The organism is Pseudomonas quercus (assembly GCF_012033695.1).
Classification (GTDB): Bacteria; Pseudomonadota; Gammaproteobacteria; order Pseudomonadales; family Pseudomonadaceae; genus Aquipseudomonas; species Aquipseudomonas quercus.
Genome location: NZ_JAAVJI010000004.1, coordinates 243,520 through 255,357 on the forward strand (window position 1 = coordinate 243,520; position 11,838 = coordinate 255,357).

The 11,838-nt window shown below is 60.7% G+C and carries 8 protein-coding genes; 4 read left to right on the forward strand and 4 right to left on the reverse strand.

The features are described 5' to 3' along the window. Nucleotides 1-124 precede the first annotated feature (124 nt). Together HBH25_RS09900 and aroA are read left to right on the forward strand one after the other, a co-directional pair. Complete coding sequence (locus HBH25_RS09900) at nucleotides 125-1,015, forward strand: EamA family transporter (RefSeq protein ID WP_168083744.1); 891 nt, start codon at nucleotides 125-127, stop codon at nucleotides 1,013-1,015. A gap of 63 nt (nucleotides 1,016-1,078) precedes the next feature. Beyond that, nucleotides 1,079-2,335, forward strand: coding sequence for a 3-phosphoshikimate 1-carboxyvinyltransferase (gene aroA / locus HBH25_RS09905; protein ID WP_168083745.1), 1,257 nt, complete (start codon nucleotides 1,079-1,081; stop codon nucleotides 2,333-2,335). A 648-nt stretch (nucleotides 2,336-2,983) separates the two neighbouring features. Here the strand turns inward: aroA and HBH25_RS09910 are convergent. From HBH25_RS09910 to HBH25_RS09920, 3 genes are read right to left on the reverse strand one after another with little or no spacing between them, the layout of a single operon-like run. Then, the gene (locus HBH25_RS09910; protein WP_168083746.1) at nucleotides 2,984-5,203 is read right to left on the reverse strand and encodes a xanthine dehydrogenase family protein molybdopterin-binding subunit; all 2,220 of its coding nucleotides are present in this window, start codon (nucleotides 5,201-5,203) and stop codon (nucleotides 2,984-2,986) included. Between the two features lie 14 nt (nucleotides 5,204-5,217). Then, nucleotides 5,218-6,231, reverse strand: a complete 1,014-nt coding sequence (locus HBH25_RS09915; RefSeq protein ID WP_168083747.1) for an FAD binding domain-containing protein — start codon at nucleotides 6,229-6,231, stop codon at nucleotides 5,218-5,220. 10 nt (nucleotides 6,232-6,241) lie between these two features. Beyond that, nucleotides 6,242-6,874 carry a (2Fe-2S)-binding protein gene (locus HBH25_RS09920; protein WP_168083748.1) on the reverse strand — a complete coding sequence of 211 codons (633 nt, stop codon included), beginning with the start codon at nucleotides 6,872-6,874 and terminating at the stop codon, nucleotides 6,242-6,244. A gap of 197 nt (nucleotides 6,875-7,071) precedes the next feature. Here HBH25_RS09920 and ligD point away from each other — a divergent pair, with 197 nt between their 5' ends. Together ligD and HBH25_RS09930 are read left to right on the forward strand one after the other, a co-directional pair. Next, a complete protein-coding gene (gene ligD / locus HBH25_RS09925) occupies nucleotides 7,072-9,711 on the forward strand; it encodes a DNA ligase D (RefSeq protein WP_168083749.1) in 2,640 nt (879 codons plus the stop codon). Nucleotides 9,712-9,754: 43 nt separating this feature from the next. Beyond that, nucleotides 9,755-10,285 carry a hypothetical protein gene (locus tag HBH25_RS09930; protein ID WP_168083750.1) on the forward strand — a complete coding sequence of 177 codons (531 nt, stop codon included), beginning with the start codon at nucleotides 9,755-9,757 and terminating at the stop codon, nucleotides 10,283-10,285. Nucleotides 10,286-10,365: 80 nt separating this feature from the next. On the opposite strand, the gene HBH25_RS09935 is transcribed toward HBH25_RS09930, so the two are convergent. Further along, a complete protein-coding gene (locus HBH25_RS09935) occupies nucleotides 10,366-11,643 on the reverse strand; it encodes an OmpP1/FadL family transporter (RefSeq protein ID WP_168083751.1) in 1,278 nt (425 codons plus the stop codon). Nucleotides 11,644-11,838 lie beyond the last annotated feature (195 nt).

Consider the following 11,838-nt stretch of genomic DNA (forward strand, 5'->3'; position numbering starts at 1 on the left):
TCCTGCAGGGGAAGCATCTCCCGGCGCATGTACGGCGTTTGCACGCTTGAAGCAATCGACCCAGCCGTGCCGCCAAGGTTTCTTTCCGCTGACCAAAGTGCCCGACCTCAAATCAGGAGCAAGCATGTCACCCAAGGATTTATTACTGGCACTCGTGGTCATTGTGGCCTGGGGCCTGAACTTTGTTGTCATCAAAGTTGGGCTCGACGGCCTGCCGCCCATGTTGCTAGGCGCCCTTCGTTTTGCCTTGGTCGCCTTCCCGGCGGTGTTGTTCATCAAGCGCCCGAACCTGCCCTGGCGCTGGCTGATCGCATACGGGGCCACCATTTCCCTGGGCCAGTTCGCCTTTCTGTTCGAAGCCATGGGCAACGGCATGCCGCCGGGGCTGGCGTCGTTGGTACTGCAAAGCCAGGCCTTCTTTACCATGATTTTTGCCGCGGTGTTCCTCAAGGAGCGGCTGCGGCCGGCCAGCGTACTGGGGCTGCTGGTAGCAGCAGGGGGCCTGGCACTGATCGGGTTCGAGGGGGCACACCCTACGCCGCTGCTGGCCGTGCTGCTGACCCTGTGCGCATCGTCCATGTGGGCCATGGGCAATATCATCACCCGACGTTTCGGTAACGTGAACCTGGTGGGCCTGGTGGTGTGGGGCGCACTGATCCCGCCATTACCCTTCCTGGCCTTGTCCTGGTGGCTGGAGGGGCAACAGACAATAGTCACGTCCTTATTGAATATTCACCTTAGCTCCATCCTGAGCCTGGCCTACCTGGCGTTCATTGCCACCATGCTGGGTTACGGGCTGTGGAGTACCTTACTGTCGCGCTACCCCACGGGCAAGGTGGCGCCGTTTTCTCTGTTGGTGCCGGTGATCGGGTTGAGTTCGTCGGCCGTGCTGCTAGGTGAACGCCTGGGCACGTTGCAATGGGTGGGCGGGGCGTTGGTCATGGTGGGGTTGTTGGTCAACGTGTTCGGCCCTCGGCTATGGGCTCTGCGCAATGGGCGCCCTGCCCAGGCGTAATGCCTAGAGCAGGCGCTTTATGGCATCATCGGCGCTTTTCCCCGTTGCCCTCTGGAGAAGCCCATGAGCCTGCCCACTGTCACTGTCGTCCCGCCTGGCATTCCCTTGCAAGGGCGGGTGGCACCTCCAGGGTCCAAGTCCATCACTAACCGGGCATTGCTGCTGGCTGCCTTGGCCAAGGGCACCAGCCGCCTGAGTGGTGCCTTGAAAAGTGATGACACCCGGCACATGTCCGAAGCGCTGCGGCAGATGGGGGTGACTATTGAAGAGCCTGACGCGACCACTTTCGTAGTCACCGGCAGTGGCAAGCTTCAACCGCCTACGGGGCCTTTGTTCCTGGGGAATGCCGGCACGGCCGTGCGGTTCCTGACGGCTGCCGTGGCCACCGTGCAGGGTGAGGTGGTGCTCGACGGGGACGCCTACATGCAAAAGCGCCCCATAGGCCCGCTGCTTGAAGCCCTGCGCGCCGCAGGTGTGGAGGCCACCAGCCCCACAGGCTGCCCACCGGTCACCGTGCATGGCCAGGGTGCGCTGCGCGTGGGTCGGCTCGAAATCGACGGTGGGCTGTCCAGCCAGTATGTCTCGGCGTTGCTGATGCTGGCGGCGCTGGGAGAGGCGGGCGTTGAAGTGGCGCTGACCGGGAAGGACATCGGCGCCCGCGGGTATGTAGACCTCACCCTGGCTTGCATGAAGGCCTTCGGTGCGCAGGTGCAGGTGCTGGATGACAGTACCTGGCGCGTTGCTGCTACCGGTTATACCGCTACAGACTACCTGATCGAGCCTGATGCCTCCGCCGCCACTTACCTGTGGGCCGCCGAAGCGCTGACCGAGGGGCGTATCGACCTGGGCGTGGCCAACGACGCCTTTACCCAGCCAGATGCCGAAGCCCAGGCACACATTGCCCGCTTCCCCCATATGGACGCGGTGATCGATGGCTCGCAGATGCAGGATGCCATTCCTACCCTTGCCGTGCTGGCGGCGTTCAACACGACACCCGTGCGGTTTACCCAGTTGGCCAACTTGCGTGTGAAGGAGTGCGACCGGGTGCAGGCGCTGTACGATGGCCTGAACGCCATTCGCCCTGGCTTGGCGACAGTGGAAGGTGACGACCTGCTTGTAGCGGCTGACCCCTCTCTGGCCGGTACGGCGACGGATGCGGTGATCGACACCCATTCCGATCACCGTATGGCCATGTGCTTTGCCCTGGCCGGGTTGAAAGTGGCCGGCATCCGCATTCAGGACCCTGCCTGCGTAGGAAAGACCTACCCGGCCTATTGGGACGCCCTGCGTGGGTTGGGGGTTGAGCTGGTGTTTGCCTGAGCACACCCCTGTGGGGGCAGGAGCATCCTGCGAACTGGGGCACATACCCAGTGTGCGCCACGTTCCCGGTCTACGCCGTTGGCTGAGACCGGTCCAACAGAGTGCGAGGGTTGAGTTGATGTTTGCCTGAGCACACCCCCCCTGTGGGAGCAGGAGCATTCTGCGAACTGGGGTACATACCTAGCGTGCGCCACGTTCCCGGTCTACGCCGTTGGCTGCGACCGGTCCAACAGGGTGCGAGGGTTGAGTTGATGTTTGCCTGAGCACACCCCCCTGTGGGAGCAGGAGCATTCTGCGAACTGGGGTACATACCTAGCGTGCGCCACGTTCCCGGTCTACGCCGTTGGCTGCGACCGGTCCAACAGAGTGCGAGGGTTGAGTTGATGTTTGCCTGAGCACACCCCCCTGTGGGGGCAGGAGCATCCTGCGAACTGGGGCACATACCCAGTGTGCGCCACGTTCCCGGTCTACGCCGTTGGCTGCGACCGGTCCAACAGGGTGCGAGGGTTGAGTTGATGTTTGCCTGAGCACACACCCCTGTGGGGGCAGGAGCATCCTGCGAACCTGGGCACATACCTAGCGTGCGCCACGTTCCCGGTCTACGCCGTTGGCTACGACCGGTCCAACAAGGGTATGGCGTAGCCCTGGTCAGGCTCTGACCTGAGGGGTGCCAAGCAGGTCTTCAATTCTTACAGGCAGGTCCCTCACCCGAACGCCAGTGGCATGGTAGACAGCATCAGTGATGGCCGCCGCCACGCCTGCCAGGCCTATTTCCCCGATACCACGCGCGCCAAGTGGGTTGAGGGCATAATCAGGGTAGTCCAGGAAGGTGATGTCCACCTCAGGGGCATCGGCATGGGTTGTCACAATGTAATCGGCCAAGTTCGCGTTCACCGGGGCGCCATTACGGTGGTCATACTCGGTGGCCTCTAAGAGTGCCATGCCCACGCCCATCATCAGCGCGCCTTCGATTTGGTTACGGCCGGTGCGGGTATTGAGAATGGTCCCGGCGTCTATCACTGTCACGATCCGGTTCACCTTCAACCGAGCGATTTCCGGTTGCCATACCACCTCCACAAAGTGCGCGCCATAGGAATGCAGAGACACTTTCTTGGCTGCTTCTTCGCTACCCTTGCCCTCGCCATCGCCGCTCACATGGTCCATACCTGCCGCTTTCAGCACCGTAGGCAAGGCCACAGCTTCACCTGAACCGCCTTTGACAGAAACCTTCATGTCGGCAAATACCACGTCTTCCTTGGCCTTGCCTTCAAAGGCAGGATGGCCGCGCAATGCCGCCTCAATGGCTTCATCCATGGCTTCACGGGTGGCCTGTTGAATGGCAGGCACCAGCGAGCCCGTGGCCATGGAACCGCCAGACATCGGCCCAGGTGGCAGGCGGGTGTCGCCGATCATGACATCGATGTACTTGAGGTCCAGGCCGATAAGGTCAGCGACCATCTGCGCAATCACCGTGTAGGTGCCTGTGCCAATATCCTGGGTGCCACAGAACACTTTGGCGCGCCCATCAGTGCCCAGTTGTACGGTGGCCTTGGCGGGGAGCGCCTTGGCCATCCATGAGCAGGCGGCCATGCCCCAGCCAATCACCTCGCCAGCACCGTTGCGCATGCTGCCCGGCTGAGGATCACGGGATTTCCAGCCAAAACGATCTGCACCTGTGGTCAGGCACTCCACCAAGTGGCGGGACGAGAAGGGCTGGCCCGTGCTTTCATCGTGATCGGGCTGGTTGGCCAGGCGCAATTGCACAGGGTCCATCTTCAAAGCGATGGCCAGCTCGTTCATGGCCGATTCCAAGGCATACAGGCCAGGCACGGCGCCAGGGCCACGCATGGAGGTCGGCGGCGCTACGTCTCGCTTGGCCACAGACCACGCCGCTTTGAGGTTGGGCGTGCTGTACAGGAAGCCAGTGGCTTCACCACAGTTTTCCTTGTAGCTGTCCAGCCGCGCATTGTGGAACAGGTAGTCATGGCGCAGGCAGTTCAGCTTGCCATCAGCGGTGGCGCCCAGGCGGAGCCGTTGCTGAGTGTTGGCACGGTGGCCCACGGTCTGGAACATCATGCGCCGGTCCACCACCAGCTTTACCGGCTTGCCCAGCTCACGCGCAGCCGCTGCGGCCAACAAGGAGTGTGTCCAAGGCCAGAGCTTGCCGCCAAAGCCCGAACCCAGGTATTCAGTGATCACTCGTACTTGCTGCGGGCCCACGCCCAGCATCTGCGCCATCACTAACTGGTGGTTCATGATGGCTTGGGACGTTTCGTACAGGGTGAAGCCTTGGCCGTCCCACACGGCCACGCTGGCGTGCAATTCGATAGGGTTGTGGGTCTGGGGTGGGGTGGTATAGGTGTAGTCCACCTTTACAGGGGCAGCAGCGAAGGCGGCGTCCACATCGCCGCGCTCGGTGTCCACTTTTTCAGGCGCTTCCGGGCTGAGCCGGGTGCTCACATCCACCGGCTCTGCCGCATACGTGGCCTTCACCGCCGCCGCGCCTGCTAGCGCTTGCTCATAGGTACGGGCAACCACCAAGGCAATGTATTGGCCGTAATAGGTGATTTTGTCGTCCGAGAGTGGCGGGCGGGCTTCGTCATTCTTGCCTTTGTTGGGCTGACGGCGGAACAGCTTGCCGGCCAGGTTGCCCTGGTGGTACACGGCCAGCACCCCTGGCGAAGCTTCAGCGGCCTGGGTACTCAACCCGGTTAACCGGCCTTTGGCAATGCTGGCCGTCACAGGCACGGCGTACACCAGCCCAGGAAAGTGGTGGTCGGAGGTGTATTTTGCTACGCCGCTGACCTTCTTCGGGCCATCGATGCGTGGCAGGCCCTGGCCGATGAAACGGTCGGATGTCGGTGCCATGGAAGTGCCCTCGCTCATGCGGTTTGCGCCGTCAGCGCTACGGTGGTTAAGCAGTGCGCCACGCAGCGTTTGGCCAGTTCGACCTTGAAGCCGTTTTCACTTTGAGGCTTGGCATCGCGCACAGCGGCCTCGGCAGCCAATTGCCAACTGGCGGCTGTTGCAGGGCGACCGAGCAGCACCTGCTCCGCTTCTGTAGCGCGCCAGGGCTTGGTGCCAACACCGCCCAGGCTGATACGCACGTCGGCCACGCGCCCATCCTCGATCTTCAGCACAATGGCCGCAGAGGCCAGGGCAAACTCGTAAGAGGCCCGGTCCCGTAGCTTCAGGTAAGCCGAATGCGCGTTTTTGACCGGCGCGGGAAGGGTAACGGCGGTAATCAGGTCACCAGGGTTCAAAACGGTTTCCACGTGGGGCGTATTGCCGGGCAGCAAGAAGAAATCGCTGATGGGCACTGTGCGCTCACCCGTGCTGCCCTGAATGTGGATCTGCGCCTGTAGCGTAGTGAGCGCCACGTTCATATCCGAGGGGTTACTGGCGATGCAATGTTCACTGGTACCGAACACGGCGAGGTTGCGATTGGTACCTTCGATGGCCGCACAGCCGCTGCCGGGCTCACGCTTGTTGCAGGCGCTGAGGTTGTCGCGGAAGTACATGCAGCGCGTACGCTGCAGCAGGTTGCCGCCGGTGGTCGCCATGTTGCGCAACTGGGCCGAGGCGCCGGACAGTAAAGCCTGGGACAGCACCGGGTACTCGCTGGTGACCCGTGGGTGCCAGGCCAGGTCGCTGTTGCGTACCAGTGCGCCGATGCGCAAGCCACCTTCTGCTGTGTCGGTGACATCCATCAGTGGCAGGCGGTTGATGTCCACCACTTGGCTGGGATGCTCCACACCCAGCTTCATCAAGTCGGTCAGGGTAGTGCCCCCGGCAATAAAGCGCACTTGAGCGCCCTGCTGAGCGGTAGGTGAGGCCGCAGCCAGGCGAACAGCCTGTTCCGCGCTGCCGGCGCGGGTAAAGGTAAAATTCTGCATGGTGTCGGCCTCAGGCTTTGCGGGTCTGTTCGATGGCGGCAAGGATGTGGGAATACGCACCGCAGCGGCAGATATTGCCGCTCATGGCTTCCTTGATCTCTGCAGCCGAGTCACCGTAGGGTTCGTTGGCCAGGGCAACGGCGGACATGATCTGCCCACTGGTGCAGTAGCCGCACTGGTAAGCGTCCTGTTCCACAAAGGCCAGCTGCATGGGGTGCAACTGGTCCGGGGTGCCCAGCCCTTCAATAGTGGTGATGTCATCACCTTCGTGCATCAGGGCCAGGCTCATGCAGCTGTTTACCCGGCGCCCGTTCACATGAACCGTACACGCCCCGCACTGGCCGTGGTCGCAGCCCTTTTTGGTACCTGTGAGCTGTAACCTGTCTCTAAGGGCATCCAGCAGGCTGGTGCGTGGGTCGACCTGTAACGTGTGGGGCTGGCCATTGACCTTGAGCGTAAGGGATTGCTCGCCCGGCTCGCTGGTGGCCGGCGCCACGGTACCTGCCGCCTGTGCAGCGGCTACCAGGCCACCGCCCAGCGCAGCGGCAGTGCCGCTCACGCCCATGGCTTGCAGCAAGGTACGGCGAGAAAAGGGCAAGTGCCCGGCGTTGCCCTCTTGCGGGGGCAGAGGCTTTTTCGGCATGGGGGTTCTCCATCAGGGCACGCCTCTGCGGGCGTTGGCACGGTCATTCGATCAGGTGTTCAGGTTGGTCCGCGCCGTGGCGCTAGCGTTCAACTGTTTCAGCTTGTCGGTACGGTTGCTGGTCGCCGGGCGCCGACATGGGGAACTCCGCCGTCGCCGCTGTTTCACAACCGTAGGTGATCGAAGGAAGCCATGACATGAGCGACGCCCTGCAGGAGTACAACCGCAAGCGCGATTTCCAGGCCACGCCTGAGCCTTCTGGCGCTTCAGAGGCCCGTGGGGCCAGGGAGGCAGCCCAGGCCTTACAGTTCTGCATCCAGAAACACGATGCCAGCCACCTTCACTACGATTTTCGCCTGGAACTGGACGGCACACTTAAAAGCTGGGCTGTTCCCAAAGGCCCCTCACTAGACCCTCGCGACCGCCGGCTGGCTATTCAGGTTGAAGACCATCCCCTTGATTACGCTAGTTTCGAAGGGCATATCCCCGAAGGGCACTACGGGGCTGGCGACGTGATCGTGTGGGATCGTGGGGTGTGGGAACCCGAAGGGGCGCCGCAGGAAGCCTTGGAAAAGGGCCGCCTGAAATTCCGCTTGCAAGGTGAAAAGCTCAGCGGTGTCTGGAACCTGGTGCGCACACACATGAGTGGCACCAAGGCCCAGTGGTTCCTGATCAAGTCCCGGGACGACGCTGCCCGTGACCATGACGAGTACAACGTGCTGGAAGCTTCTCCAGATAGCGTGCTCAGTGACCGCACTTTGGTGCCGAAAGTGCGGGGCAAGGCGGCCAAGGCCCAGGCGGCCGCACCGGTTAAGCCAGCGGTAAAACCTAAAGCCGTGGCCAAGCCAAAGGCAGGCGGCAAGGCCAAACGCGTCACACTTAAAGGCGCTGTAGCTGCGCCCTTGCCCCAAACACTGCAGCCTGAGCTGGCGACCTTGGTGGAAGCGGCTCCAGAGGGCGAGTGGAGCTACGAAATCAAGTTCGATGGGTACCGTATTCTGGCGCGTGTTGACCAGGGCCAGGTGCAGTTATTGACCCGTAATGGCCATGACTGGACAGCCAAGATGCCCCGTCAAGCGCGTGCCATTGCAGCCCTGGGGCTGGAGTCCGCCTGGCTGGATGGCGAAGTGGTGGTGATGGATGAAGACGGCGTTCCGCGCTTTCAGTTGCTACAAAATGCTTTTGAGGCGCAGAACGCCGAACGCATCGTGTTTCATCTCTTTGACCTGGTGTACCTCAATGGCATGGACCTGTCCCAGGTGCCACTCGAACAGCGTCGTGCTGCGCTGGAAACCGTCCTGGCACAGAACAAGGACGAGGGCCTGCGTTACTCCGCCAGCCTTGAAGCGTCCGCCTCGGCCCTGCTTGAGACAGCATGCTCCATGAAGATGGAAGGCTTAATTGGCAAGCGGGTGGGTAGTACGTACGTGAACCGGCGCAGCAAGGACTGGATCAAGCTCAAGTGCAAGAACCGTCAGGAATTTGTAGTGGTGGGGTATACCGAACCCCAGGGCGCCCGTAGCGGGTTGGGCGCATTGTTGCTGGGCCTGCATGATGCCGACAGCGGCCAGCTGAACTATGCGGGCAGGGTAGGGACCGGTTTCAATGAAAGCACATTGCGCAGCCTGATGGCCGAGCTGGAACCCAGGCAGGTGAAAAAGCCCACTGTCGCCAACCCGCCCAAAGGCGCCCAGGCGCGTGGTGTACATTGGGTAGAGCCCGCTCTTCTGGCGGAGGTGGCCTATGCGGAAATGACCCACGAAGGCCTGGTACGCCATGCGGTGTTTCATGGGCTTCGTCAAGACAAGCCTGCTGCATCGATCACCCAAGAAACGGTTATGGAGGCCAGTACCTTGAAGCCAGATGCCGTGCCTGAAAAGAACGCTCGCCCAACGCCCAAGGTACCGGCCAAGACGCAGGCCAAAGCCCCAGCGAAAAAAAGCGCCAAAGCCGCTGATGAGGTGCGGATCACGCACCCGGACAGGGTGATAGACGCGACGTCAGGCACCACTAAGATGCAGTTGGCCCAGTATTACGCTCAGGTTGCGCCCTGGCTATTACCTCACCTCGAACAGCGGCCCGTGGCATTGGTACGGGCGCCGGAAGGCGTTGAAGGGGAATTGTTCTTCCAGAAGCATGCTGAGCGGCTGAATATCCCAGGTATTGTCACACTCGACTCGGCCTTTTCGGGCCAGCCCGTGATGATTGTGGACACTCCGCAGGCGCTCATCGGTGCGGTGCAAATGAATACGGTGGAGTTTCACACCTGGAACGCCACCAGCAAAAATGCCGAACACCCTGATCGGTTTGTGCTGGACCTGGACCCAGACCCTGCGCTTCCCTGGAAGGCAGTAGCAGAAGCGACGCAGCTCACCCTGACTGTGCTGGATGAACTGGGGCTCAAGAGCTTCCTTAAAACCAGTGGCGGTAAGGGCATCCACATTGTGGTACCCCTTAAACCCAAAGACGGCTGGGACAGCGTAAAAGCGTTTTCGCACGCCATTGTGAACCACTTGGCAGCCTTGTTGCCTGATCGGTTCTCAGCTATTGCTGGCCCGAAAAATCGGGTGGGCAAGGTATTCGTGGATTATTTGCGAAATGGCCAAGGTGCTACCACGGCGTGTGCATTCGCTGCACGCACTCGAGAAGGGCTGCCGGTCTCTGTGCCCATAGCACGTGAAGAGGTGGCCGGACTCAAGGGGGCTGACCGCTGGAACATTCATAACATCCATGAGCGCCTTGAGCAGATGCAGGACAATGACCCTTGGGCAGGTTATGGCGCAGTACGGCAAACGCTGACCGCCGCCATGCGCAAGAAACTGGGTATGAAAGGTTAGGCCGGTGGCGCTGGCTTCAGGCCAGCCACACCGCTGGAGACACATGAGCAAGATCATCACTCAACTGCCCGACGCTGACCGCGCCCAGCAGAGCAGCGAAACCGCTATGTTCGGCTCGCCCAAGGCACGCCTGGATTTCTACCGCAACGAAATCCAGTATGAAACCTCGCTCTTATCCAACCGCACCAACGCCTACCTGTCGGCGCAGTCGTTTCTAGTGATTGCCTATGCCTCGTCCATGGCCAACTTAAACCCGGCCTGGGGGCACATTTTCACCCTGGTAGTACCTGCATTGCTGGCAGTGCTTGGGATTGTGAGTTCGGTACACGCCTGGCCGGGCATACGGGCGGCCTATGACATCATCGCCCACTGGCATTTCAAGCAATACCAGCTGCTGCGTTCCGAGCCGGCGTGGGGCGCTGCGTATGACGACTCACCGCTGTTTAGCGAGCATGAGAGCCATGAAACCGCCTTTCGCAAGTCGCTGCTGTTTTCCATGCGCACCCCTTGGATTTTCACCGGCGTGTGGTCGATATTGGGCGTCTTTTCCCTATGGTTGCAGTTGGGTAACTGAGGGTTTTGCAACACGCGCCTTATTGAACCCACTATGAAAAAGCCGCCCCGTCGGGCGGCTTTCAATGAGCATTAGAGGGCTTAGAACTTGTAGGTAAGAGAGCTACCAAAGCCATGTGCACTGTTGTGGTATGTGGAGCTGTAGGCGCCTTTGGTCGCGCTGGCCAGGTTTACGTCCACGCTTTCTTCCTTGAGGTAGGAATAGGCGAAGTCTAGCGTGAGGTTGTCGGTTGGGCTGTAGCCGGCACCCAGGCTGAAGATGCGGCGGTCACCGGTAGGAATCCGTGGCGAGCGGTCCGTATTGTTAGTGGGGGTTTGGTCCACGCTAAACCCGGTGCGCAGCGTCCACTGCTTGTTCAACTTGTACGCCGCGCCAATGGCATGGGCCCAGGTGTCGTGCCAGTTCTGCTCTTCGGTAATAGTGCCCAACCCCAGTGCGGTTGCGGTACGGTTACCTGAGTTCTCCACGGTGATGTTTTCCAGCCGGCTCCAGCGAGTCCAGGTGCTGCCACCGTAGATTGTCCAGCGGTCGTTCAGCTCATGGGTGAAGGACAGGTCCACCGATTCGGGCGTGGTGATGTCCAGCGACGCGTCGGCTTTGAAGTTGAAGGCAGGCAGCGCGGCAACTGGGCGCAGGTTGCGCGCCTTAGTGTTGCCATCGAGGTGGTAATCCACTTTCGAGTGGTAGGTCAGCCCCAGGCGAGTGCTGTCAGTGGCCTGGATCAAGATACCAGCATTGAACCCCACAGCCGTATCGTCGCCCTTGATCTTCACCTGCCCATCGCCACCGGAAATCGGGTTGGCCGCGTTGATGGTGCGCGAAGTCAGTTCACCTTCTATACGGTTGAAGGTAGGGCCGATACCGATCGATACCTTGTCATTGAAGGCATAGCTGACAGTGGGCTGGAAGGTGATGACCTTTACTTCGCTCCTGTCTGCCCAGTACCGGCCAGCAAAGCCACTTTCATAATCGGTGGCCAGGCCGAAGGGCACATAGACACCAAAACCGACGGCCCATTGGTCATTCAGCGGCTTGACGTAGTAGCCCATCGGCACGCCGACCAGGGGCACCATGTCCCCCTCACTGCTACCACCCAGGGTGGACCTGGAGTGATTGATGTCCGTGTCAGCATAGATAGCGGCAGCGCCGACCGTGAATTGCTCGCGCTTGAGCAGGGCCATGCCCGCAGGGTTGCCAGCGACCGTGCTGGCATCTTCAGCCGACGAGGAACGGCCTGCAAAGCCTACACCCATGCCGCTTACACTTTGTTCGTTTATGGCAAAACCGGAGGCAAGGAGCTGAGTGGAGGCAAGCGTGACTGCGAGGCCAAGGCTTGATCTGATCATGACTTTTTTCATTGTTGTTGTTACTCCGTGGGTGATCATCGGCGCAAATTACCAATAAATCGGGAGCGGCGCTATAGCCCGTATCACGCAGAATAGAGCGATCTTGTAGGACAATCTGACTTTTATCAGCGCCATTGCAAGGGCAGTTTTCTGGCTAGATAGGGTTGTTTAGAAAGCTTTGACAACAAAAAATTGACAGGCCTCTAA